The 24542-nt window shown below is 54.2% G+C and carries 29 protein-coding genes, 1 tRNA gene and 1 pseudogene; 9 read left to right on the top strand and 22 right to left on the bottom strand.

The window, feature by feature from the left end:
• The first annotated feature begins 32 nt into the window (after window positions 1-32).
• Genes Q0526_RS15580 through Q0526_RS15565 form a run of 4 tightly spaced genes read left to right on the top strand, consistent with a single transcriptional unit; the run spans window position 33 to window position 2183 of the window.
• Window positions 33-323 (top strand): hypothetical protein, encoded by a 291-nt coding sequence (locus Q0526_RS15580; RefSeq protein WP_298735558.1) that lies wholly within the window; start codon window positions 33-35, stop codon window positions 321-323.
• Window positions 320-781 carry a hypothetical protein gene (locus Q0526_RS15575; protein WP_298735555.1) on the top strand — a complete coding sequence of 154 codons (462 nt, stop codon included), beginning with the start codon at window positions 320-322 and terminating at the stop codon, window positions 779-781. The genes Q0526_RS15580 and Q0526_RS15575 overlap by 4 nt, the downstream gene beginning before the upstream one ends.
• 2 nt (window positions 782-783) lie before the next feature.
• Window positions 784-1686 (top strand): glycoside hydrolase family 25 protein, encoded by a 903-nt coding sequence (locus Q0526_RS15570; protein ID WP_298735552.1) that lies wholly within the window; start codon window positions 784-786, stop codon window positions 1684-1686.
• A gap of 11 nt (window positions 1687-1697) precedes the next feature.
• On the top strand, window positions 1698-2183 hold the full coding sequence (locus Q0526_RS15565; protein ID WP_298735548.1) for a phage holin family protein: 486 nt from the start codon (window positions 1698-1700) through the stop codon (window positions 2181-2183).
• A 221-nt stretch (window positions 2184-2404) separates the two neighbouring features.
• Here Q0526_RS15565 and Q0526_RS15560 read toward each other — a convergent pair.
• A tRNA-Gly gene (locus Q0526_RS15560) sits at window positions 2405-2480 on the bottom strand.
• A gap of 136 nt (window positions 2481-2616) precedes the next feature.
• Between Q0526_RS15560 and Q0526_RS15555 the strand changes: the two genes are divergently transcribed.
• Window positions 2617-2868, top strand: coding sequence for a hypothetical protein (locus Q0526_RS15555; RefSeq protein ID WP_298735545.1), 252 nt, complete (start codon window positions 2617-2619; stop codon window positions 2866-2868).
• Between the two features lie 2 nt (window positions 2869-2870).
• Window positions 2871-3203, top strand: a complete 333-nt coding sequence (locus tag Q0526_RS15550) for a hypothetical protein (RefSeq protein ID WP_298735542.1) — start codon at window positions 2871-2873, stop codon at window positions 3201-3203.
• Window positions 3204-3285: 82 nt separating this feature from the next.
• Here the strand turns inward: Q0526_RS15550 and Q0526_RS15545 are convergent, their stop codons facing one another.
• The 6 genes from Q0526_RS15545 to Q0526_RS15520 form a co-directional block, all read right to left on the bottom strand.
• A complete protein-coding gene (locus tag Q0526_RS15545) occupies window positions 3286-4689 on the bottom strand; it encodes an MBOAT family O-acyltransferase (RefSeq protein WP_298735539.1) in 1404 nt (467 codons plus the stop codon).
• A gap of 14 nt (window positions 4690-4703) precedes the next feature.
• On the bottom strand, window positions 4704-5810 hold the full coding sequence (locus tag Q0526_RS15540) for a hypothetical protein (RefSeq protein ID WP_298735537.1): 1107 nt from the start codon (window positions 5808-5810) through the stop codon (window positions 4704-4706).
• A 15-nt stretch (window positions 5811-5825) separates the two neighbouring features.
• A complete protein-coding gene (locus Q0526_RS15535; RefSeq protein WP_298735535.1) occupies window positions 5826-7604 on the bottom strand; it encodes an HAD family hydrolase in 1779 nt (592 codons plus the stop codon).
• A 17-nt stretch (window positions 7605-7621) separates the two neighbouring features.
• Window positions 7622-7876, bottom strand: coding sequence for a TIGR03905 family TSCPD domain-containing protein (locus Q0526_RS15530; RefSeq protein WP_298735533.1), 255 nt, complete (start codon window positions 7874-7876; stop codon window positions 7622-7624).
• 18 nt (window positions 7877-7894) lie between these two features.
• A complete protein-coding gene (locus Q0526_RS15525; RefSeq protein WP_298735531.1) occupies window positions 7895-8761 on the bottom strand; it encodes a PHP domain-containing protein in 867 nt (288 codons plus the stop codon).
• Window positions 8762-8832: 71 nt separating this feature from the next.
• Entirely contained in the window at window positions 8833-9714 is an 882-nt protein-coding gene (locus tag Q0526_RS15520; RefSeq protein ID WP_298735527.1) for a LysR family transcriptional regulator, read from the bottom strand.
• A 248-nt stretch (window positions 9715-9962) separates the two neighbouring features.
• Between Q0526_RS15520 and Q0526_RS15515 the strand changes: the two genes are divergently transcribed.
• The 3 genes from Q0526_RS15515 to Q0526_RS15505 are packed head-to-tail and all read left to right on the top strand — an operon-like array spanning window position 9963 to window position 12094.
• Complete coding sequence (locus tag Q0526_RS15515) at window positions 9963-10871, top strand: CPBP family intramembrane glutamic endopeptidase (RefSeq protein WP_298735525.1); 909 nt, start codon at window positions 9963-9965, stop codon at window positions 10869-10871.
• Window positions 10872-10889: 18 nt separating this feature from the next.
• Window positions 10890-11357: a nucleoside deaminase gene (locus tag Q0526_RS15510; protein WP_298735524.1), complete on the top strand. Its 468-nt coding sequence runs from the start codon at window positions 10890-10892 to the stop codon at window positions 11355-11357.
• Window positions 11354-12094 (top strand): SDR family NAD(P)-dependent oxidoreductase, encoded by a 741-nt coding sequence (locus Q0526_RS15505; protein ID WP_298735522.1) that lies wholly within the window; start codon window positions 11354-11356, stop codon window positions 12092-12094. Before Q0526_RS15510 ends, Q0526_RS15505 begins: the two co-directional genes overlap by 4 nt.
• 43 nt (window positions 12095-12137) lie before the next feature.
• Here the strand turns inward: Q0526_RS15505 and Q0526_RS15500 are convergent, their stop codons facing one another.
• The 15 genes and pseudogenes from Q0526_RS15500 to Q0526_RS15430 form a co-directional block, all read right to left on the bottom strand.
• Window positions 12138-12965: an NYN domain-containing protein gene (locus Q0526_RS15500; RefSeq protein ID WP_298735520.1), complete on the bottom strand. Its 828-nt coding sequence runs from the start codon at window positions 12963-12965 to the stop codon at window positions 12138-12140.
• A 4-nt stretch (window positions 12966-12969) separates the two neighbouring features.
• Window positions 12970-14100, bottom strand: coding sequence for a class I SAM-dependent RNA methyltransferase (locus Q0526_RS15495; RefSeq protein WP_298735517.1), 1131 nt, complete (start codon window positions 14098-14100; stop codon window positions 12970-12972).
• A gap of 94 nt (window positions 14101-14194) precedes the next feature.
• Complete coding sequence (locus Q0526_RS15490) at window positions 14195-14656, bottom strand: S1 RNA-binding domain-containing protein (protein ID WP_298735515.1); 462 nt, start codon at window positions 14654-14656, stop codon at window positions 14195-14197.
• An 83-nt stretch (window positions 14657-14739) separates the two neighbouring features.
• A complete protein-coding gene (locus Q0526_RS15485) occupies window positions 14740-15024 on the bottom strand; it encodes a septum formation initiator family protein (RefSeq protein WP_298735513.1) in 285 nt (94 codons plus the stop codon).
• A gap of 552 nt (window positions 15025-15576) precedes the next feature.
• Window positions 15577-15891, bottom strand: a complete 315-nt coding sequence (gene yabP, locus Q0526_RS15480; protein WP_298735511.1) for a sporulation protein YabP — start codon at window positions 15889-15891, stop codon at window positions 15577-15579.
• 68 nt (window positions 15892-15959) lie between these two features.
• Window positions 15960-16205, bottom strand: a complete 246-nt coding sequence (locus Q0526_RS15475) for an RNA-binding S4 domain-containing protein (RefSeq protein ID WP_298735509.1) — start codon at window positions 16203-16205, stop codon at window positions 15960-15962.
• Window positions 16206-16268: 63 nt separating this feature from the next.
• On the bottom strand, window positions 16269-16541 hold the full coding sequence (locus tag Q0526_RS15470) for an HU family DNA-binding protein (protein WP_204650214.1): 273 nt from the start codon (window positions 16539-16541) through the stop codon (window positions 16269-16271).
• Window positions 16542-16606: 65 nt separating this feature from the next.
• Window positions 16607-17281, bottom strand: coding sequence for a MazG family protein (locus tag Q0526_RS15465; protein ID WP_298735505.1), 675 nt, complete (start codon window positions 17279-17281; stop codon window positions 16607-16609).
• Between the two features lie 161 nt (window positions 17282-17442).
• Entirely contained in the window at window positions 17443-17907 is a 465-nt protein-coding gene (locus Q0526_RS15460) for a zinc ribbon domain-containing protein (protein ID WP_298735503.1), read from the bottom strand.
• A gap of 114 nt (window positions 17908-18021) precedes the next feature.
• Window positions 18022-18957, bottom strand: coding sequence for a nucleoside kinase (locus tag Q0526_RS15455; protein ID WP_298735502.1), 936 nt, complete (start codon window positions 18955-18957; stop codon window positions 18022-18024).
• The gene (gene hemZ / locus Q0526_RS15450) at window positions 18920-20380 is read right to left on the bottom strand and encodes a coproporphyrinogen dehydrogenase HemZ (RefSeq protein WP_298735500.1); all 1461 of its coding nucleotides are present in this window, start codon (window positions 20378-20380) and stop codon (window positions 18920-18922) included. The genes Q0526_RS15455 and hemZ overlap by 38 nt, the downstream gene beginning before the upstream one ends.
• 45 nt (window positions 20381-20425) lie before the next feature.
• Window positions 20426-21031 (bottom strand): MBL fold metallo-hydrolase, encoded by a 606-nt coding sequence (locus Q0526_RS15445; protein WP_298735498.1) that lies wholly within the window; start codon window positions 21029-21031, stop codon window positions 20426-20428.
• 10 nt (window positions 21032-21041) lie between these two features.
• The gene (gene dtd, locus Q0526_RS15440; RefSeq protein WP_298735496.1) at window positions 21042-21497 is read right to left on the bottom strand and encodes a D-aminoacyl-tRNA deacylase; all 456 of its coding nucleotides are present in this window, start codon (window positions 21495-21497) and stop codon (window positions 21042-21044) included.
• A 32-nt stretch (window positions 21498-21529) separates the two neighbouring features.
• Window positions 21530-23734, bottom strand: coding sequence for a bifunctional (p)ppGpp synthetase/guanosine-3',5'-bis(diphosphate) 3'-pyrophosphohydrolase (locus Q0526_RS15435; RefSeq protein ID WP_298735494.1), 2205 nt, complete (start codon window positions 23732-23734; stop codon window positions 21530-21532).
• A 22-nt stretch (window positions 23735-23756) separates the two neighbouring features.
• Window positions 23757-24542 (bottom strand): annotated as a pseudogene (locus tag Q0526_RS15430) (single-stranded-DNA-specific exonuclease RecJ); the annotation flags it as partial.

Genomic DNA, 24542 nt, shown 5'->3' with positions numbered 1-24542 from the left:
AAACCTTAATGTCTCAATAATGTGAGGTACATATGAAAACTTATAACGCCCTTACCGGTGAAGAAATTGAGAATCCCGATCTGGAGGCTGGCTACACCTATCCCGGCAAAAGATATATCGGGACGCAAAAAGTTGTACTGGAAGGCTCCGTGGCTCGCTATCCTCCGGACGGGCTGCGCCATGAGGAGTCTGTATACGAGGATTGCCTTTTTTGGCGCCCGAAGGAGGATGAGCCGAGCACGGATCCGGATGTGCCGGATGCGGATGTTGCTACATGGAACGAGCTGGCGGCAGCTTACAACGAGGGGGTGGGCATGGCATGAGCATGGATGCTAAGACATTGGTGCTGGATGTGCTGCGCAGTCTGGGCCAGCGTGAGGCTACCGAGCTGCGCGAGAGCGCGGCGGAGATGGACGGCACGGCCATCATCGCCATGGAGCGGGCGGTGCCCGCATGGGACAAGCAGCAGGATTATACCGGTTGGCCTGTGGGCGCGCCGGTGGCCGACGGTGGGCAGGTATGGACACTGATTCTGCCACACCGTGCCGCAGACTACGAGGGTCGCCCCAGCACGCTGCGGGCGCTGTGGGGCCTATGCCATACCAAAGACCCCACAAAGGCAAAACCGTGGGTTGCTCCCGAAGGGCAGAGTGGCATGTACATGACAGGCGAATGCTACCTTGCCGAAGATGGCAAGATATACCGCTGTAAACAGGATGACTGTGTATGGGATGCCGCTGGACTGCCCAGCGCATGGGAAGAAGTTGAACTGGAGGTTTGAAAATGTTTGATGCGATTGATGTGAGCAAATGGCAGGGAACTGTCGACTGGGCTGCCGTCAAAAACGCCGGGGTCGGCCACGCTATGCTGCGGGCGGGCTACGGCAACAGTGTCCGGCAGACGGACCCCCAGTTCAAGCGCAACGTAGCGGGCTGCGAACTCCACGGTGTGCAGTGGGGCGCCTACTGGTACAGCTATGCTACCAGCCCCACGCAGGCCCGTCAGGAGGCACGCTGCTGCCTGCAAGTGATTCAGGGACTGAAGCCCGGCATGCCCGTAGCATATGACATCGAGTATGAGCCGGGCATCTTGGCACTGGACAATGCTACCCGTACGGAGATGGTCAAAGCCTTCCTGAGCGAGGTGGAGGCCGCCGGCTATTACGGCATCCTCTACGCCAGTACCAATTTCATCCAGACAAAACTCAACTGGAGAGAACTGGCCTATTACGATGTCTGGGCCGCCCAGTACGGCAGCGCCTGCACCTGTCCGCTGCCCTACGGCATCTGGCAGTACAGTAGCCAGAACCCGCTGGGTATCCCGGGATACGGCAACAGTCTGGACTGCAACCGAGTCTACAAGGACTATCCTGCCATCGTGCAGGCGGCGGGCCTCAACGGGTTCACGGCACCGGACCCCGACCCGGCACCGGACATGAGCACTTGCAAGCAGCTGCTGACCATCGGGCCTGTCACTATGGGCGATGCCCTCAATCTGCAGGCACTCTGTGAAAGCCTCGGGCTGACCAAACAGGAACTGTACCACAGCGATTGGGGCGACGCGGACAAGCTCACCCAGACGCTCACCATCGGACCGGTGTCCAGCGGTGACGCATGGTACATCATGCGCCGCTGCGACCAGCTTGGGCTGTGCGCGCAGGAGCTTTACCACAGCAAATATGTGTAAGGAGTACATACATGGACAGCAACAACATTTTTCTGACTATCAAAGCGGCCTTTGTGGCCATTACCGTTTTTCTTGGATCTGAGATGGGATGGCTGGGCAAAGTCATCTTTGTCTGGCTTATCTGCATGGTCATCGACTGGGCGAGCGGATCCGCGGCCGCTGCAGCGCATGGCCAGTGGTCCAGCGCCACAGCCCGGGCAGGAATCTGGCACAAGGTCGGCATGATTCTGGTGGTTGCCGTGGCCGGCATGACCGATTTTATTCTGGGTGTGGCCGTGGAGCATATCCCCGGTCTGGGCGTTCAGTACTCCGTGCTGGTGCTGCCGGTTATTCTGGTCTGGTACATTTTCACTGAGCTGGGATCCATCGCCGAGAATGCCACCGAGATGGGCGCGCCGGTGCCCACTTGGATTACCAAGATGCTGGCCGCCGGAAAGAAAATGGCTGAGAATCAGATTGATCTGTCGGACGATACCGACGTCACTCCTAAAGAATAATAACAATCCCCCAACTTGTAAGTAGATCTTACAAGCTGGGGGGATTTTTCTTATATATGGAAATTTTGACCCATCAAAAAGTTTCGCCACCTGTTTTTTCATACAGGCTTACGTACAGGTTTACGAGGCTTAGCACGGCTTTTTAGGTGGTGAAAATGTTGCATAGCAAAAAGAAGAAAGCGCCTCGAATCAACGAATCATCGTTAAATTCAAGGCGTTTTTGGAGCGGGATACGAGTCTCGAACTCGCCACCTACTGCTTGGGAAGCAGTCACTCTACCGGATGAGCTAATCCCGCATGACTAGTTTATTTTACCGCAAAGGTTCTTCTTTGTCAATCCCGTTTTTCCGTTTTCTCTTGTCGAAGCAAAGCAGATGTTATATAATACAATCATTGATAAATGAAGGTTTGCCCCCTTACAAAGGAGGTCTGTATGAAGTCCTTTCTCCGGATTTTTGCTGCAATTCTTTTCTTTACCGAAACATTTCTCTTTTTTGGCGGAGCGCTATTGTTTGATTTTCGCGCAAACTTGTACGGCGCGGGGGCCGCATGCGCCTTCTTCTTGGCATTGCTAGCCTTTGCGTTTTTGCGCGCTTTTGAAAGGATCGAAGCGTTGGAGAAACGAATTTCCGACCTAGAAGCGGCAACTTCCCGCACCACCGATTTCTCGCAGAAGGAGCAATAAGTATGCTGGATGCTTTTCCGATTTATCACTGGTTTCACAACGGCAACCCCTATTCCGGAGCCGAAGGCGGGATGCGTTATGTGATTACGCCCGGCAAAAAAGCGGACCCTAACGATGAAAGTGGCAAAAAGAAGATTGAATATCTTACCGCTTCCACATGGCCCGGCCCGTGGAGTATTGAGCATACTGCAGAAGAAAAAATTCAAACGCAGGAATTTGAAGGCAACCAACAGGGGTTGGATGCCGCCGTTGCTTGGCTGCACACGCAATACGAGACCACACCGGAACGCTGGGAGAATATCCCTTCCATTTTGGATTGCGAGCCAGATCGATAACGTCCCTTGTTTGTTGACAAAAGCGCGGTCACCGTCCTCTCGGTGACCGCGCTTTTTTGTTTTTTGTTCTAATCGCACACAATTAATAACGGGCGTAAAGAAAACCTCCGCCGCCCAAGAACTGTCCCATAAATAGAAAGGAAAAGACCATCCCTTCATAGACAATCCACCGAAGCGGTTTTGGGGCCGCCGCCAAATGATCCAACAAACGCACACCACGCTCCCGCAGAAGGTCCGAAGCAATGAGGATCGCAACCCCCACAAAGAGCAGTATCTGGTCCTGTCGGGTAGAAAGCCCCAACTCCCAGTAGTTGCTGAGTGCCGCATGCCCGCCATTATGAAGAATCCCCGAAAAATATTGCAGGGCATTGGATATACTGGAAGCGCGGAAAATGGTAAATGTAATGACAAAAATGGAAAACGTTCCGGCAACGCCGACCAATCTAGCTCGCCCTTTGGTAATAGCATGACGCCATGGCAGATGGTTTTCCAACGCTTGCAGCACGCCGTGCAGAAAGCCCCACAAAAGATAGGTCAAACCCGCCCCATGCCAAAGGCCGCTGACCAAAAACGTCAAAATCAGATTGCCGTCCCGCCTAGCTTGACCGCATCGGCTGCCGCCCAAAGGGATATAAACATAGTCCTTCAACCACCGGGACAAACTCATATGCCAACGGGACCAAAGCTCTTTAACCGTCGCGGAAAGGAACGGCTGACGGAAGTTTTCCGGCAGCGAGAGCCCCAGTGCCTGCCCTACTCCCAGCACAATATCGGTGTAGCCGGAAAAGTCGGCATAGAGCTGAAAGGAATACAAAATGGTGGCCATCAAAAGTTGCGTGCGGTCAAAAGACGTCGGGTCGGCAAACGCCGCAGCCACAACTACCGCCGCACGGTCCGCCACCGCCACTTTTTTGAAATACCCCCACCAGCACCGCATGGCGCCTCGCCAAACGCGCTGCGAATCCCACTGGGTAGGCGCATCCAGTTGCGGCATCCATTCACCATAGCGGTTAAAGGGTCCCTGCGTGATGGACAGAAAGCACGATGCATAGCATACCACCCGCGCCCAACTGCATTGGGGCAAAATAGTTTTCCGGCGCACATCCACTAGATAGCTGACCAATTCCAAACTGAAATAGCCAAGACCCAAGGGCTGCAATATAGCCGGCTGCCATAGCCGCAGCCCCACCATCTGTTGCAGCCCGCCGGCAGCCGCCACATAGTATTTGAGCAGCAAAAGCGGTGCCAGCGCCGACAGTAGCCCCACTACAAAAGCCGCTGTTTTGTGGGGAGCCTGCTTTGCACACGCCCATACGAGCAGAGAACTAACCAGCAGAACCACCAAGCCCTGCCAGTCCAAAGAAAGATAAAACACCACGTTGGCCGCCAGCATCAACTGCCAGCGGCGGGCCGGCTTACAGCGATACCAAAGCCCCACCAACAAAGCCGCAAATACAACAAACCCCGGCGAAGTAACCGCCAGCATGGCAGGACCTCCTTTTAATAGAAAAATCTTTGCGCATCTGCCATAAAAATGGTATTGTCTGCCCAATCCGTCAGTTTTTCCTCTACGGTATCGCAGAACAGTTGGGTTGTATCCTCCCCTGCCGCATCACGAGCAATCACTTCACTGAGTAAGGCTGTAAATTTTTCTGCGCCAACCCCATTGAGGTGGTGCGCATCAGAAAAATCACCGCCGCCAAGATCCATCGCCTTGCGGTCCCGATAAAGAGAGAAATCCCAATACACCGTGTTGTACTGGGCAGCAAACGCCTGCACCGCGTCCACATAGGATTGATAGTTTTCCGTGTAATATAGGTAAGCACTGGGCAGCGGCGCAGTGAACAAGACCAGCCGAATCTCATTTTCCTGACAAAAATCCGCAATGCGGGTCAGATATTCCCATCCAAAGTCCGAAAGCGGTTGTTCCGGATCCACATTCAAGAGTGTAGCGAACCCGTCCTGTGCGGTACCTTCCGTATACACAAACCCGTTGCCGCGGTACGCTTCCCCGTCTTCGGGATAGGTCACATACTGATAATTTCCCAGCTCATATCCATCGGTCAATTTAGCACGCCACAAAGAGGGCAAGGTTTCCGGCTGTGCCACACCGTGCCGTGCGGGAAGGATGAGGTCCGCAAAGCCGGCCAGTCCTCCCATCTCCCACAAGTATTCATACCGATAGGGAGAATCCCAACGCATAAAATCGGTCAAGAGATAACAGGCCATCGGCACATCGCTGGAGGCGCTTTGATTGTAGCCGGTGTAGAACATCTCCAGATACACTGTCTTGAGCGGATTTTGTGCCGCAGCTTCTTGCAGCATGGTATAAGACCCGTCCGGCAGTTGCTGCGAGGACCCTGCATTGAAGCTATGGGTTCCCAGCGCTTCATCTACCACCGACGGTTCCACACTGCGGTAACAGTGGGACGACCCGAGAAACAGCGTGTCGATCTGCCCCGCTTGCGCATACATTTCTTGCAGCATAACGCGGGAATAGGAGTGTACATCATCCACCAGCAAAAAGTCCACCGCAGCAAACAAAGCTGCTGTCAGCAGCAAAAACAAAGCCACGGCCCCACATTTTCGCAGGGCGGTTCTTTTCATAGCCTCTCCTTTCGGTCAGCGTTCGATCTTCATGTGCGGGTGACGCGGTGTATAGGCAGCAACATCCAGTTTCCACGTGGTATTTCCCTGCTCGTCCTCGTCAATTTTTGCAAAGCCAAAAGAGCCATAAAACTCCCGCACCATGCCATTTTTCGCAGTGGGATAATAATATCCGTACACCGTTTTTATGCCACGGGCTGCCGCTTCTTCCATAACGGTGTCCATCATGGCGTCTTCCATACCGCGTTTCAACACACGGCAGCTCATCAGCCACAGACGAAGATGCAATTCGTCTTCGTTCTGCTCGCCGCAGACAACCGTAACAATGCCGTTATCTCCAAACTTGTCGGTCAGCTTGCCGCACAGGCAAAGACGCCGTTCATCCTGCGCCATCCCACGAATATCATCCTCGGAACAGCGCAGCGTAGTTAAATTGAATTGATTGGACTTGTTGGTAAGCTGTGCGATCCGTTGGATGTACAGCGAATCAAACCCATGGATTGCCGCCGTCATCTCCAAGCTGTCCAGATAGGCACCGTAGTCGCTGAATGCCGCCTGCGCCGCCGCACGCTGCGCATTTTGATGGTACAACTCTGTCTTTTTTAGATCCTCTTGCGACAAGGTCGTGACCTCAAAATAGCCGCCGTGATCCAAAGTCTTGATATAGTTTTCTGCACCGTCCAAGGTCGGCGTGGCCACACCGGGCACCTGCGCGGCAACAATCGCGCGTTCTGCCGGGTTATCGTCGGCAAAAACAAAGCTATCCGCCCCCAAACTGAGTTCGGCAGCAATGGCTTTTAGGTTTTGGTCTTTCGGTTCCCAGTTGGCCTTAATGGCTACAAAATCCTCTGGGCGCAGCACACCGTCGGGGTGGTTCAAACCCGCCAGTGCATTGGCTTCCTCATTTTTGGAATCCACCGCCAGAATCACGCCGATACTTTTCAGCGCCTTGCAGTAGCTTTGGAACTCGGCATAGACCTGTCCTTCCGGCACCTCCGGTCCAATGGCCAATCCATCTACGCCGTCGTCCCCGACGATACCGCCCCACAACGTGTTATCCAAATCCAAAACCAGCGCCTTTTTGTTGCGGCCATACAGCGACTTGATGATATTGGCTACACTGTTCGCCAACGACGGAATAGCATCCAAACACATGGCGTATTTGTACATATGCCAATAGAAGGCATCACCCCATGCAGTCAAACCATAGTCTGCCGAAAGGTAGTCGATGTCATTGATATAGAAATGCTCGTGGGTTGCCGCATAGGCATAAAACTTCTGGTTTAGGCGGCTGATGAAGTTGGACCGACCGTGGACATCCCAGATATCCCGGTTGCCCATCAAGCGATAGTTGGGGCGGTCAAAGTTATTCTGGATTACCGGGCAGGCAAATTTTTGTTCCAGCGCCTGCCACATTGTTTCAAAATGCGTATATTGCGCTTCCAACATCGCGTCAATTTGCTCTGCCGTATCTGCTGTGGTGGGCAGCTCCGTCAGATTCCGCCACGTGGTGTGAATGTAAATCACATCCGGAGCAAAGGCATCCAATTCCGGCGTGCCGAACATGGCGTCCTGCCAATATTGAGCGTACTCGCTTTGATAAAACTCCGCTTCAATACCGTATTGCAGCAAAAATAGTCCCAACTGGTCGGCCACCTCATTGGTGGTGGAACCGCCCAGAATGGCAATTTTTTTATGCAGCGGATGGGGATTTTGCGCCAACAGTTCCCGGCGCAGGCGCCGCTTTTTACGCAGCAGTGTCTCGGTATCCAGTGGATAATGGAAGCAGTCCATGGATGGCTCCTTTTTGATCACAGTTCTGCCAGCGCGCCTTTAAGGGCCTGCGCGATCTGGTCCGGGCAACTGGTAGGCTTATTGCCGCAGGTAGTGCCCTCCATCCGGGCAATGGCATCCTCCGCTTTCATGCCGACAAGCAGGCTGGAAATACCTTTCAGGTTGCCGTTGCAGCCCCCCAACACGCGGACTTCCGCAATGGTGTGATCCGCGTTGAGTTCCACTTCGGTGCGCACAGAACAAGTGCCTTTATTATTGTAAACGTATTTCATGATAATGACATGCTCCTTTTATTGTGCTTTCTTATTGGAGATTTTGCGCGCCTTTGCCAAATTGGCCAACCGCACAATCTGATCGTCCTTGGTGGCAAACGCCCCTACCGGACGCGGCGTTACCGTGTTCAAACCGTGGTAATCCGTTCCACCGGTAATCAGCAGATCGTTTTCCTTCGCAAGACGCAACAGTTCCGCTTTGTCTTCCGGCGTATTGCGGGGATGATCAATCTCCACGCCATCCAGCCGCCCCGCCGCGATGAGTTCCCGCGCCAGTTCCATACTGTGGTACACGCTGGGATGCGCCAACACGACCACGCCACGGCACGCTTTGACCAGCGCCAGCACATCATCCACCGGCTCATACCGGGGTGTGTGCAGGATCCGCCCCCGCACCGGCTTGAGGCCAAACAGAGAACGGTACACCTCGTTGTACATACCGTCTGCCAAACCGTATTGCCATAGTATCCGCATCACATGGGCCTTGAAAAGCGTGCCGCTGTCCTTCGCCAACTCCAACGCTTCCTCGGTGCGGAACTGCGGACAGATTTCCTCCAATTCCCGGCAGCTTTGCAAGACGGCTGTCCGGCGGCGTTCCGCCATCAAGTCGCAAAATTCCACCAATGGCGCACAGTCATCCGGCCAATAGCACAAAAGGTGCACACGATGCGCCCGCTCATAATCGTAGGCCGTCATCTCCACCGCCGGGATAAGGTGTACGCCTTCTTGTGTAGGATGGGCATACGCGTACCGCACGCCACGCATGGAATCGTGGTCCGAGATGGCCAGATGGGTCATCCCGGCACATCGGGCCAAAAACGGCAGTTTTTCTGCGGGGGTGGACCCGTCGGAATAGGTGCTGTGGGTGTGTAAATCGCCTGGCATGGCACTTCCCCCTTTTACTCATTAACAACTTATTATACTCTTTTTCTCTGAATTTGAAAAGCCCCGTCTTATTATTTGAGTGTCTGGGCATAAGCCCGGGCGTGTTCGATAAAACGGCTGGCCGCCGGGGACAAACCACGTCGGGACAAGCAGGCCACTCCGATGCTGCGCCCTGCCGCCGGTTCCAAACGCAGAACCTGACAGCCGCGATGGTCCGTGCCCATCTTAAACATCAATTCCGGCATAATGGCCAGTCCTTGTCCGCAGGAGACCATTGCAATCATCGATTGGTCATCCACAATATAGCAGTGGCTGTTTACATGGAGATCATTCTTTTTAAAATAGCTCTGAATATCTGCGTCCACGTCCGCCTGCTGGCTCACAAAAGGCTGACCCTGCAATTCTTCTGCCCAGACACAGCCCGGGCGTTTCGGTTTGTAGGAGGCCGGAGCAATGCAGATCAGCGGGTCTTCATACAGCGCCTCAAAATCCAGATCCTTGGCGCTGGAATTGGAGAGGAACCCCAACTCCACCACACCGTTTTTCAGCCAGATGGCGATATCTTCATAAGACCCCTGATAGATCTGCACATCGATTCCGGGAAACTCTTTCTGAAATGGCGGCACCAGTTGCGGCATCCATGTGACGCAAGCCGAATTGAATACCCCCAGACGCAGTACACCCTTGTGCATGCCATTGATTTGTGCGATGGATTGGTCCAACAGTTCGCTGCTGTTGAGCATCTGCCGGATGGAAGGGAACAGACTTTCCCCCGCGGCAGTCATCGTAACCCCACTTTTGGTTCGGGTAAACAAGGGAAAACCGCACTCCGCCTCCATACCGGAAACCGCATGGCTGATGGCGGAGGGGGTAAGATGCAGTTGTTCCGCTGCCGCCGCAAAGGTCCCAAGCTGCGCTACGATCATCAAAATCTGGCAGTCCGTCAACGTCATTCAGAAAGCCTCCATTCGTGAAACATTTTCATCTTCCGTATGAAAAAATTGTACTTTACTTCACGTCTATACTGTACTATCATAGTAGAAGAAAGTCAATGCCTGCAACGCACATTGCAGATATGCGTTGACTCCTCTCTCCCTCCACGACCTTACCGGCCCGCACACCGGTTGGGTCTTTTTTTATTGCGCTGTGTTCGGCGGTGTGTTATGATAATACACAATGACAGTTTGTAAGGAATGAGAGAATGGCAAAGTCACGTGGTGTACGCGGCGCCGCCAGTTGGTGTGCGATCGCTGCTTTATTTTATTTGTTGGTGCGTTCCATTTTATATACAATCGTCAGCACCATTATGGGGTGGATTCAACCGGGCGCCAGCATGGCGAAGCCGGTGGGCTTCACCGATGTCAGCATTGGTCTTTTTCAGTTACTCATCGGAATCGGCGCCATTGCCATCCCGTTGTGGTGGATGCTTCGTTTTACCCGACTGCAAGGGCGAGATTTGCGTATCACGCTACCTGCGCCCTGGAGCCCCGCCTTTTGTCTGCCAGTCTTTTTGGGGCTGGCCAACATCAGCAATCTGGCCGGTGCCCTACTCTCCCATCTATTGGGGATTGAAAGTTCCACCACTCGTCTACCCAGCGGCGGTTTTGAACTGTTTTTACAGTTTTTGGTTCTTTGCGTCTTGCCGGCCATTGGAGAAGAACTGTTTTTCCGTGGCGCATTGCAAGGACTGCTGCGCCCCTGTGGGAGTTCCGTCGCCATTTTTGGGCCAGCTCTTCTGTTTGCGTTGCTGCATCTAAACCCCATCCAGGGCTTGACCGCTTTGGTTTGCGCGGTGTTTCTCGGCTGGCTGGCCGAACGGTCGGGCAGTATCCTTCCCGGAATGTTGCTTCATTTCACCAACAACTGTCTGGCATTTTTAAGCCTGTATCTGCGCCTGTATGCGCCGGAAAATCTCGCTTTCGCTCTGGAATTGTTTATTGTGGTGTTCTTCCCGCTGTTCAGTCTATGGTTGCTCTACCATGCGCGGAAGCAAGGATTTCGCTTCTCGGTGGGGTTGCATCCCGGTGTGGATGTGCTAGATGTATTTACCAGCCCCGCCTACACGCTGACCATCGCATTTTTGCTGCTGTATACCTTTTTTATTGTATAATGCCGTGAGGAATGGAAAATGACCGACGAAGAACTGATGCGAGTCGCCTTAGCGGAGGCTCAAATCGCCGCCGACTTGGGCGAAGTACCCGTGGGGGCTGTCATCGCCAAGGACGGACAGATCATTGCTAAGGCCCACAATTTGCGGGAAAGCGGCAAAAACGCCATCTATCACGCGGAGTTATTGGCGATTGATGCCGCCTGCAAAGCCTTAGGCGGTTGGCGACTTTGGCAGTGCGAGCTGTTTGTAACGTTGGAACCCTGCCCTATGTGCAGCGGCGCTATCATCAATAGCCGTCTGCGGCGGGTGGTGTATGGTGCCCGAGATCCCAAGGCGGGATGCTGCGGCAGTTTAACGGATTTGTTTGCCCTGCCCTTCAACCATCACCCGGTGATCGAACAAGGGCTTTTGCAGGAGGAGGCACAGGCCTTGCTGCAGCAGTTTTTTGTAAGACTGCGAGAAAAACGAAAGAAGAAACCGCTATGAAACAAACTGTATTGATTACCGGCGGCAGCCGTGGAATCGGCGCCGCCGCTGTGCTGGCTTTTGCACAGGCAGGATATGACGTTGCATTTACTTGGAACACCCATCCCGATGCCGCTGAAACCGTGTTGGCGCAGGCTCGCGCCGCGGCACCGGCCCAGTCCTTTTTAGCCCTTCGTGCCGACGCGGGAGATTCCCAGCAAGTAGCAGAGGCTGTGCAACAGGCCACACAAGCCCTCGGTCCGTTGCAGGTGCTGGTATGCAATGCAGGCATTGCACAGCAAAAGCTGTTTACCGACACCACCGATGAAGACTGGCGGCGTCTGATGGCGGTAGATCTGGACGGTGCCTTTTACGCCTGCCGCGCTGTATTGCCCGGGATGATCCACCAAAAATACGGTCGCATTCTTCTGGTAAGCAGCATGTGGGGGCAAACCGGCGGCAGCTGCGAAGTAGCGTATAGTGCCGCCAAAGCGGGGCTGATCGGCCTTGGTAAAGCCTTGGCCAAGGAGGAAGGCCCCAGCGGCATTACGGTGAACATCGTGGCCCCGGGTGTCATCGATACCGATATGATGGCCGGTTTTACTGACGAAGACCGTGCTGCATTGGCGGAGGATACCCCCGTGGGGCGTTTGGGAACGCCGCAGGAAATTGCCCACACTCTGGTATTTTTAGCAGACCCTGCTTCCGGATACATCACCGGACAGGTCATTGGGCAAAACGGCGGCCTTGTCATCTGACATAGAACAATGCGCAGCATCCTTTTGAGATGCTGCGCATTGTTTATTTTTTCTTATTGTTTGTACGCCGCGGCGCCTTTTTTGCGCTAGGACGCCGCATCGCTGTCTTTTTCGGGGTGGGGCGGATCCGCACAAATTGAATCGGATTGCCGTTAGAAAGGATGCGTTCCTCCACTTCCATCTCCGGCAACGAAGCCAAGAATTTATTCAAGCTCTTAGAACCAAAGTTGCGCACGTCAAAGTCGGGATACCGCTTAATCAACTGGTCCCCCACCCGGGAAGTACGAACCCACCCGGTCCCGTCATCCATCTCCCCGATCAGGCCATGGATAATCCGCTCGATGGATTCCCGGTTGATTGCCGTATCGTCCCCCGCATTGGCCAGTGCATGTGCCTCGGCAGCCGGGGCCTCGGGGCTAGTGACATCCGGTTCCCCGTGGTCCAAAATCAGATCCAAATATTTGAACTGGTCGCAGGCCTTTACAAACGGTCCCAACGCTTTGCTCTCCCCCATACCAATTACCAACTTACCGGCTTCCCGCAGACGGGCCGCCAGACGGGTAAAGTCACTGTCAGAGGAAACGATACAGAATCCGTCCAAGTTGCCACCGTACAAAAGATCCATTGCGTCAATGATCATTGCCGAGTCAGTGGCATTCTTCCCCGTGGTATAGCTGTACTGCTGGATGGGAATGATGGAATTGTTCAGCAAAGCATCTTTCCAGCTTTTCAAGCGTGTATCCGACCAATCCCCGTAAATGCGCTTACAAGCCGCCACACCAAACGACGCGGCCTCGTCCAGAATTACTTTGACATATTTTGGCGAGATATTGTCGGCGTCAATCAAAATGGCCAGTTTTAAGTCTTCCATCCTATTACCTCTTGGGCTGTTCATAGTACATATACAACTGGCAAGGGATCATTCCGTTATAAATCTTGCGGCGACGGGCAGCCTTCTTACCGAAATGCTGCTCAAACTCTTCGTCGGCCGTGATAGCATACAATCCCTGTGCCGGATTGCGCTGCCAGACTTGTCCCAGCGTGCGGGCCAACGAAGCTGCCTCAGCGGTATCTCCCAACCGCTCGCCATAGGGGGGATTGGTCAACACCGTAGCCCCTTCCGCCGCCCGGAAGTCTTTCACATCCGCCACCTCAAAACGGCAGCAATCCCCCACGCCGGCCAGTTTGGCGTTAGCGGTGGCCAATGCCACCGCTGCGGGGTCAATGTCGTAACCGACCCCTTCAAACGCAGCATCCCGGCGCACCTCTTCCAACGCCTTCTGCCGTTGGCGCGTCCAAACTTCCGGCGGAACAAAGGCAAAATGCTCGGCCGCGAAGCGCCGGCGAAGGCCCGGAGCCAAGTTCAGTGCCTTTTGGGCCGCTTCGATCACCAAGGTACCCGATCCGCAGAAGGGATCCTGCACCAGACTATCGCGCCGTACTCGCCCCAGATCAGCAATGGCTGCCGCCAAGGTTTCCTTGATGGGCGCCAGTGTCGCATTTTTGCGGTAGCCGCGCTTATGCAATCCATCGCCCGAAGTATCCAAATAGATCTCCACTTGGTTTTTGCGCAGCGCAAAGCGCACCTTATAGACCTCACCGGTCTCCGGCAGGGTACCGGTTCGGTGTCCCGACATGAGCCGCTTGACAACGGCTTTCTTGATAATGCTCTGGCAAGCCGGAACACTGGAAAGCTGGCTGGACAAACTGGAACCTTTGACCGGGAAGGCCGCATCGGCAGGCAGCAGCTCCTCCCACGGAATGTGATAACAACCATCAAACAGTTCGTCAAAAGTCGTTGCCCGGTAGCTGGCTAACTGCACCAAAACACGCTCCGCCGTGCGCAACTGTAGGTTGGCCGCAGCAATCATGTCGGCATCGCCTTGAAAAGCAATACGGCCATCGGTAACTTGAATATTCTGAGCGCCCAACCGTTTGATCTCAAAATGCAGGATAGATTCTGTGCCAAAAAAGCACGGGGCAACCAAGGTATACAGTGTGGACATACAATTCCTTTCTGATTTTTGCAAAAAAGCTCTAACCCCGGCGGCAAAGCAGTCGTCAGGGTAGAGCCATGTACTTGTACTGTGGTACGCAGACTTAGCCGCGGCGGCGAGAATACCCACCACGGTGGTTTTCCGTCACACGCTTGAGGTCTGCGATTTTTTCTTCGCTGCGGGATTTGTAGCGGGCCATCATATCCTCAAAGCTCATCTCGCCCTGCGGTGCAGCGGGTTTGGGCTGCCAAACACGGGGCTTCTCCTCGCGCTTCGGCTTGTGGGCCGGACGCGCACCGCCGCCCTGCGGACGGGCACCACGCTCCGGTGCGGGCTGCGTGCGCTTGATGGACAGCGCAATCTTCCCGTCCGGTGCAATGGAGAGCACTTTCACGGAAACCGTTTGCCCGTCCTCGAGCACGGCGGAGAGATCCTGCACGAACTCGTAGGAAACCTCCGAAATGTGGACAAGACCGGTCTTGCCCTCCGGCAGAGAGACGAACGCGCCGAACGGCTTGATTCCGGTTACCTTGCCCTCGACGATATCCCCAACTTGTAATGCCAAACTAGAATACCCCTTTTTCTTTTGATTGATTTATGCAGAAGGGTTGCCGCAAAGCTCCCCTGCTGAACCATTGGTTCTGGCTGTTATTTGCCGCTGATATCCACAAAAACACGCTCATTGGGTTTGGCATACCCCTGTTCGCGGGCATACCGTTCAATGATCGCATCCTCGCCCTGTTCCAGTGTGTTGGAAAGTTCTGCATTCTCCGTCAGTTGATTGCTAAGCTGGCTTTGCACACTCAACAGTTCCTGCTGTTTGGAACCGATGGAAACCTGATAATGAATCAAGCTAACAAACAGATAGCCGCACAAAGCTAAAAAGACCGCTGCAATCAACCATTGCGGGAGCAATCCGCGACGCTTGCTCATGATTCGGGACGCCCCCTTTCTCCACAAATTGCGTGGAATCGTGCGTGTAGAACGCGCAACACTACGTATGGCTAATTATATAATATTTTCGACGGCTTTTGCAACTGCTTTTTTCCGATTTTTGTCTTTTTCTGGGCTTTTTTCTTTCTGTTGTTCGGCAAAATGCGGCACAATCTACCTGCACAGCGATGCATCAGGGGGCGAACTATCCTTTTATGAAGGATTCGAAACGGACAAAGCATCCCTCGTCCCAATCCCCTCAACACGCGATGCAGGCTGGGGCGCACAGCCAGATACCATGCCGTTGCTCCCGCCAGCATCGCGGCCGTCATATACCAGCGCGTCACACCGCTGGCACTGGCACCGGCCGAAAAGCCGCAGACCAAGACAGCCGCAGCCGCAAACGCCAGCAGGTCCAACCAGAACCGGCGGAATGGACCTTCCCCCAGCAAAAGTCCTGCAAGATCTCGCCCAAATCCTAGCAGACAGCCGAGACCCACACTCCACAGAACGTCCCCCCATACGGCCCATGCGGCCGGTGCCGAGGTCATCTCAGCGGAACAGGCGGGCTAAAACACCGCCGTTGGACTGCCGGTTTTCTGCGTATTGCAGATACTCGATCTTGCCGGACAGTTGTACCTGCCCGCTTTGCACTGACAATTCGCTGACCTGCAATTCCTGCCCACCGATGGTCAAGTTACCCAGCGGCGTTTCCAGCACAGCTGCCGATTCATCGCAACTGATGACTCGGCTCACCCCTGTCACCGCCAGATGACGGCGATCTTTGAGGGCGAGGCTGTGGCTGCGTGGTTGGTTTTCCAGCGCAGGCGCCTTGGTCCGGATCGGCTCGGTTTTGGTTTCCGGCATAACGGTTGTCCCCTCCTCCGCAATTCGGTGTACACTTCTACGATATGCGGCTGGGTGGGAAAATATGACTATTGACTGATTACTTCAAACAATTCCCGGGCTACATCCTTGCCTTTGGGTTCTTCTACCGCCAATACCCGCACCTTCACGGGGCGATTGCCGAAGGTGATCTCGATCACATCCCCCACCTTGACGGCGTAGCTGGCCTTGGCCGGTTTATCATTGACCAGCACCCGCCCCGCATCGGCTACCTCGTTGGCCAAGGTGCGGCGCTTGATCAGACGACTAACTTTCAAATATTTATCTAAACGCATATATGCCTCCGATGAAAAAACAGCCCCATCGCCAGTGGCGACGGGGCAAACAAGGTACAATGCTTACTGCACAGCGTCCTTCAGAGCCTTGCCGGCCTTGAAAGCAGGCAGCTTGGATGCTTCGATGGTGATCTCAGCACCGGTCTGCGGGTTGCGGCCTTTGCGAGCCGGACGCTCACGAACCTCAAAAGTGCCGAAGCCAACCAACGTGACCTTCTCGCCGTTCTTGAGCGCCTCGGTAATGGCGTTCAGAGCAGTGTTGACCGCCTGCTCGGCATCCTTCTTGGTCAGATTCGCTTCGTTCGCAACAGCAGCGATCAATTCAACTTTCGTCATGGTTTGTACCTCCAAAGTAATTTATCTGCCAAAAGCGGCTGCGGGAAAATTCCTGCGCCGGCTTCTCAGCTTTCGTGTGTTTCGATGCTCTGCAAAAAGGCGGCATTGTAGCGCTGTAACGCCTGTTCCGGGTCTACTCCCGCCTGCCGTGCCAAAGCAACGGCTTCAAAAAGAAGTCTTCCCACCGCTTGTTCCGCTTGCGCTGCCTCGGTTTGCATTGTTTGGGCTTCCTGCGCCAGTGCTTCTGCACTCGCCGTGATCTGCACACCATAACGTTCCGCACGCTTTTGCAGCTTGGCAGCCCGCATCAGCGCGGGAAGCGCCTGCGGCACGCTGGCCAGATCATCTTGCAGGGTCAAGCGGCCCTTTTCCTTATTTTTGAGCGTATCCCAGTCTTTTATGCCTTCCTCCCCACCAAAAATATGCGGGTGACGCTGGATCAGTTTGCGGCAAACGCCATTGCAAACTTCCTGCCAAGTAAAATGGCCGGCCTCCTGCTCGATCTGGGTATGAAAGGCAACCTGCATCAGCACATCGCCGAGTTCTTCGCACAGAAGATGCGAATCTTTCAAGTCGATAGCATCCACGGCCTCGTATGCTTCTTCCAGAAAATTCATCCGAATGGATTCATGGGTCTGGACCTTATCCCACGGGCAGCCTTTTTCGGGGTCCCGCAAGATTGCAAGGATGGCAACCAAATCGTCGGCGGTATATGTTTCTTTGACTGGATACACACTCATAAGCAAATGCAGCGTACCACAGCTGGGCAGTACGCAATATTTTACTCCCAATCCGGAATTTGTCAAGCCTTGCGGGCGGTACCACAGCCGCAGCACCGCCCGCAAGAAAGTTTTTTCATTGCTGCACCGCGTTTTTTGGCATTGCAGCTGCCATATGCATTTTACAGCTGGGCGCCGCAGTGATTGCAGAACAACGCATCACCGTCTACTTCTGCTTTACAAACCGGGCAGATTTTGGTTTCCCCACGCAGCTGTACGGGTTCTTCCTCGATCTCTTCTTCCTCCGGTTCGGCGGTTTCTTCCACTTCTTCTGCTTCTTCCGCAGCCGCTTCTGCCGCCATATATTCCTCAGGGGACATATTGGCTTTGATCTCTTCAATCGCCTTCTCTACCTCGGCAACGGCTTCGATATATTTATCCACGAGGGGCTGATTTTCCTCGCCCGCTTTGTGCAGGCTATAAACAAGCGCCCCAAGCTGACGCTGTGCTCTGGACAAACGTGCCTGCTGGTTCATCAGATCCAACTGGTTTTTCCCTTTATCGGCCAGATCCTGCGCGGTCTTTTTGGCGGTGTCCACCAGCTGCAGGCCTTGTTCCTTCAGCATTTCGATATCCAGTTCAAACATAGGAAACACCTCTTTCTTTAAACGTGCGCAGCTCTCGCTCCGCCGCGCTCTTTATGCCTATTATACCGGATTCCCCCGGCGTTTGCAACGCACAAATGTATATTTTCCGTGAATTTACGGCGTTTCCGAGCCGATAAATTCCCGCAGCAGACTCTGCTCCGGCACCAAATCCGTATCCAATGCCGGGAAAGGCAAGAATTTTTTACGCAGTGCTTCAAATTGCCGCTCCTGCGAAGGGGTAAGCTCCGGATCTTCCGGCATACGGTCTAACACCTTATGCCACAAACAGACTTCGTAGGTGTGGGTGGTATCCAGCAGCAGATCCGCCCGGGGTTTGAAAGGTTTGATATACCGGTCTTCCCCATCGCAGACATGCCCCCAAAGCCCCAGCGTGAAGGAGGCGCCATGTCCCCGGAACAAAAAATCCCGAATCAGGCGGCGTGCCAAGCGAATGTCCCGTGTAGCCAGACAACGTTCACCGTCCAGCGTCGCGTATTCCTCCCGCAGCCCCGCATACAGGCAGAACACTGCTTCTTTGGGCAGTTTTTCCGTCAAAGCCGGGTTTAGCGCATGCAGTCCTTCGATGATCACCACACCGTCACGGCAGTCGATGGTCTGCACGCCATTGGGCTGTTGCAGCATAAAGTCAAAGACCGGCGCCTGACAAACGCTCTCTCTGTGCAGCGCATCCAGACAACGCTGCAAGACCGGAAGATCCAGTGACTGCAAGCTCTCATAATCATCGCTGCCATCACTATTCTTGGGATAACGTCCGGCGCCAACGTAAAAGTCATCCAAACTCAGCACCACGCCGCGCCGCCCCTTTGCCTGAATGGAAGCGGCCAGTTTATGAGCCGAAGTTGTTTTGCCCGCTGCCGAAGCACCGGTGAGCATAACGATATGACGTCCGCTGGAAAGAATCTCCTGTGCAATGGTGTCAATTCGCTCCTGATATTGCCGCTCGCACAGTTCCATTAAAGCTTTCGGCTGAGCCGCCGCCAGCGCTACCAATTCACGGCTGACAAAGCGTTTGCGTTGTGCAACGTTCATAGAAATCCTCCACGCCCTGTTTGCGGGCCAGTATCTCTTGAAAACGGTCGATGTATTCCGTGGGATATTTAAAGTTGAAGATTCGTTCAATCTTGCCGTGGCGTTTGCCGGGAATCACCAATTTCGTGGACCCGCCGGCTCCCGCCGAAAGAATGGTATGCACTTCCTCCATAATATAGATATTGTACAGACATTCCCGGCCCGGCTTGGCCCACCCGATGTTTTCCAGATTTTGCAGGGTTCCTTTCTGACGGTAAAGATAATACGGTCGGTATCCCGCTTGTTGCAGCGCAACACATCGTTCCAACATGGCCGCCACATCATCATACGCAGCGGCTCGGTGTTCCACCACCAGATCCGACGCGCGCTTCAAGGTCAAGGTATGCACCGTGATGTTTTCGGGATCCAGCGCGATGGCTTGTTCCAAACTTCGGGTAAAATCTTCCACAGTATCCCCGGGAAGTCCGGCAATCAGATCCATATTGATGTTGTCGTGTCCTACCGAACGCGCAGCGGCAAAGCAATCGATAATATCCTGCGCCGAATGACGTCGGCCAATGTTGCGAAGCACTTCATCCGAGAAAGTCTGCGGGTTGATGGAAATTCTCGTAGCGCCGTATTGTTTTAGGATACGCAGTTTTTCCAGATCGGTACAATCAGGGCGTCCCGCCTCCACCGTGTATTCATCCAGTGCATCTAAGTCAAAAGTTGCGGCAATATGTGCCATCAACTGTTCCAACTGTGCAGCCGAAAGGCTGGTGGGGGTACCGCCGCCAATATAAAACGTACGAATGCGCAGCCCACAGCGATCTGCTGTTTGCCGGATTGCGGTCAATTCTTCGCACAGCTTATCTACATACGGTTGGACCAGTGCGCGGGTCGCCTTATCCCCCACAGTCCGAGAAACGAAACTGCAATAACTGCAGCGTGTGGGACAAAACGGAATGCCTGCATAGACGCTGCAATCCATAGGATCAGCATTTTCCAACACCGGGCGTTGCAAGTTTGCGATGCCGCGCGCCAACTCGAATTTTTGCGGTGTACAGGCAAAATGCCCAAGGAACCGCTCTGCAATCTCTGCTTCGGTGGCCCCCATCGCCCGCAAATCATGGATGATCCGTACCGGGCGCACGCCGGTCATCATCCCCCAAGGGGGATTTTGTCCGGTTTTTTCACACAAAAGTTGGTAGAGTAGCCGACAAAGCGCATATTCCGCATCCGCTTGTTCCTCACGAGGTTCGCTGAGCCACCACATCTCTTCACCCTTACGAAACAGCACAAAGTCTGTCTTCTCATGGCTGACAGCCAGCACGCAGTCCCCCGTCTCCGGCACCTGTCCTGTTTTTTCAGCGCCGGGGAAAAACAGCCGAGCGGTATGCTCCGCTTCGTAGCCGGCGGCCATCCCGCGCAAAACAATCTGCATAGATAGTTTCTCCTTCCCATCCGCCTTCCGGTCGGAATCGGGTCCTTAGAACCACGCACCATTCAGATAGGGGTTGGAGCGCCGTTCTTGTCCCATGGTAGAAAAGGCTTCATGACCGGGCAACACCGTGAGCGTATCCGGCAACGGCAGCGCCGCCAGCATCGACAAACTTTGCTGCATCTGCCGCATGCTGCCCCCCGGCAGATCGGTGCGCCCGCAGGAACCGGCGAACAGCGTATCGCCGCTGAACATCACGTCCCCGCAAACCAAGCAGACACTTCCCGGTGTATGACCCGGTGTATGATACACCGTAAAAGTCAATTCGTCGATCTTCAGTTTTCCGTCAGCGGGCCAATTCTGATCTACCAAGTCTTTGGTCAGCGGCAGCATCTGGCTGCCCATGGCATCCACCGGGTCCATATACACATGGCACCCGGTCTTTTGGCGCAAGGCCGCCACAGCGCCCACATGGTCATAGTGGCCATGGGTAAGCAGAATGTGGGTAAGCTCTGCACCAGCTTTTTGCAGCGCATCCAGATAGGTCTGCGGTGCCGCCGCCGGATCCACGATGATCCCATGTCCCGCATCGGTCACAAGTAAAAAGGTATTGGTGTACAACGGGGCCAACCCGTGAATATGTTGGATCTTCATGGCGTTCCTCCTACTTTTTCCATTCGTCGGTGTCAATGACAATGGTAACCGGGCCGTCATTGAGCAGGCGAACCTGCATATCTGCGCCGAATTCTCCATGCTGTACAGCCCGAAGGCCCTGTTTGCCGAGTTCGCACAAAAATTGCTCATAGCAGGGCACCGCCAAATCAGCCTTGGCGGCATGACTGAAACTGGGGCGTTTGCCCTTAGCAGTATCACCATACAAGGTAAAGTTGGAAACCACCAACGCTTCGTATCCCAACTCTACCGCGCTTCGGTTCAGTTTGCCGGCCTCATCTTCAAAAATGCGCAGATTCGCACATTTTTCTGCCAATTTGGGTACAATCGCCAAATCATCGGTTTCCCGTACTCCCAGCAGAATTACAAGTCCCGGTCCGATCCGTCGTTCCGGACCGCCGTTTACCGCGACCGAAGCCTCGGTCACGCGCTGAATCACCGCTCTCATAGGGTTTGTTTCTCCTTTTGTTCTAGATGGAATCAGCTGCGGATCACGCTGATCACGTCCTTGACCTTCTTCAGACGTGCTACCACACTGTTGAGGTGCTCGGTATTGGTAATACCCACAGTCAGGCTCATACGGGCCCGACCTTGCTCGGCTGCACGGGCCATCAGCGAATAAATCGGCACCCGCATATCCCCCAAAGCCAATGCAATGTCCGAAACAAGGTTGGCACGATCCATACAGGTCAGCTCCAACGATGCCTTGTAATTTTCTTTGGCATCATCCGCCCAATAAGCACGTACCCAACGGTCCGCGTTCTCGGGATGGCGCATGCTCTCCCGCACATTGGCACAGTCCCGCTTATGAATGGAAACACCAAAGCCACGGGTCACAAAACCGATAATATCGTCACCGGGCAGCGGAGAGCAGCACTTCGCAAACTTGATGGGGCAGTTATCAATACCTTCCACCACCACACCGTCGGAGGAATGTATATGCTTGAGTTCCACCGTGATGGGTTTTGGTTCTGTTTCTTTGAGTTTGGCGTACTCTTCTTTGATTTTGGAGAGCATCCGGGAAAGCTGCAAACCACCGTACCCGATCGCCGCATACATTTCTTCCACCGTGTTGCAGTGGTTCCGGCGTGCCAGATTTTCCATAAAGGGAGGCCGCTGCTCGTCGGTAAGGATAATCATATTGCGGCGCAGCTCTCGTTCCAAAGCGTTGCGCCCTTCCTCGATATTCTCTTCCCGCCGCTCCTTTTTAAACCAGTTGCGGATCTTGTTTTTCGCTTCGCTGGTCTTGACAATCGTAAGCCAATCCCGGCTGGGGCCGCGGTTCTCCGGTCCGGTTAAAATCTCGATGATTTCACCGGTTTGTACTTTATGATCGATGGAAACAATGCGATTGTTGACCTTTGCCCCGATCATCCGGTTGCCTACCGCCGAATGGATGGCGTAGGCAAAGTCGATCACCGTGGCGCCGGCGGGCAGATTGATCACATCGCCCCGCGGTGTAAAGGCAAAGACTTCCTCCGGCAGCAGATCGCTCTTAATGTCACTGAGCAGGTCCGTAGCATCGGCACTGGACCGCTGACTTTCCAACAGTTGGCGTACCCACGCAAGGCGCTCATCCAGTTTATCGTTGGAACTGCCGGTGATTCCCGCCTTATACTTCCAGTGGGCGGCAATGCCGTATTCCGCCATGCGGTCCATATCCCAGGTACGGATCTGCACTTCAAAGGGAATGGCCTCCCTGCCGATAACCGTGGTATGCAAACTCTGATAGCCGTTGGGTTTCGGCGTAGAGATGTAATCCTTGAATCGGTTGGGCAAGGGATGGTACATATCGTGGATTAGTCCCAAAGCGGTATAACACTCCGGAACATTTTCCAAAATAATGCGCACCGCATAGATATCGTAAATTTCCTCAAAATCCTTATTTTGCATATACATCTTACGGTAAATCCCGTAGATGCTCTTGACACGATGACGAATCGTCGCCTTGGGAATACCATTTTCTGCCAGATGGCGGGCAATCGTGTGGCAGACAGTATGCAAAAACTCATCACCGTGTTTGTTCAGCAAGTCGCTGATGGTTTCGTATCCGATAGGATCCAGATAATGCAGACTGCGGTCTTCCAGTTCCTCTTTGATGTTGGAAATTCCCAGCCGGTGCGCAATAGGGGCATAGACTTCCATCGTTTCCAACGCTTTATCCCGGCGCTTTTGTTCCGGCCAAGCATCCCCTGTCCGCATATTGTGCAGGCGGTCGCACAATTTGATGATCATGACCCGCACATCCTGACTCATGGCCAGCAACATCTTGCGCAGGTTTTCAGCCTGTCGGTCCTCTACATTGGAAAACTTAATCTGGGTCAGTTTGGTGACACCATCCACCAAAAGCGCTACTTCCGGGCCGAATTTCTGCTTGATCTCTGCCACCGTAACCGGCGTATCCTCAGCCACATCGTGCATAAGAGCCGCCGCAATGCTCTCACTATCCATGCCAAGATCCACCAGAATCTGCGCTACCGAAAGCGGGTGACAGATATACGGTTCCCCGCTGCGACGCCGCTGCCCGCCATGTGCCTGTTCGGCCAAGGCATAGGCCTGATCGATCATTCCAAAATCGTAGGGGCGCCCGCTGTCGACCATGTGTTTCTTCAGGTCGTTGTAGGTGATGGGCATCTTGGTTTCCGCTTCTGTTTGCATTTCTTTCGTTGTCTCGATGTTCCCCATGCGTAATTCTCCCCCTTTAAACTTAGGTGATCGCTGCTTGCTGCGCCAACTTTTGCAGCACAGGCGCCGCAGCCAGATCTTGCTTTTGTGTAACCGGTACCGGCAGCCAGCGGCCTTCCTGCTCTTCGATAAGGCCCAATTCCTGCAACGCCGTTAGGCTGGCCAACGTTTTGCCGGTATTTTCTGCCCCTTGCGCGGCAAAGACAGGCTGCAAATCTGTCGCAAACACCTGCCCGCTGCGAATCCGTTTATAGAGCTGTACCGTATCGGCTCGTTCCGGCAGCAAAGCCGCAGCCCGTGCCGGCTCCAATACCGTACCGGTGGCAAACGCCTCGAACCAAGCAGCCTGCTCACTGGGTGTATTGGTTAACCCCGCGGGCCGAATGGCTTTAAGATGGGCTGATACCATTGGCCCACTGCGGCCCGAAAAGATCGAAACCTCCAGCGCGGCTTCCACCGCAGTTCCTACCGGATAGGCAAATTTTTGCGGTGCAATGCCGAACAATGAGGCGAACAGCGTTTGATTGCCCTGCCGCAGCCGTAGGCGGGTATGGCGTCCCTCTGCGCCCATAGCCCACACACCGTCGATCACGGCATTTTGCACCAACAGCAGCGGCGTGGGGTTTTCCCGTCCAAAGGGTGCCAAGCGTTCCAATTCCCGTACGTTGGCCAGTGTCAGTTCTTCCAGTGTGACCGCGGCGTCCAACTGCAAAAGGCTGGGACCGGTCTTGGGCGCGCAGTGGGATGCCCATTCGTTAATGGCCTGCCGGAATACCGGTAGTTTTTCCTCCTCGATCTCCAAACCGGC

The organism is uncultured Subdoligranulum sp. (assembly GCF_937890665.1).
This window is presented reverse-complemented; position numbering and strand designations above follow the sequence as displayed.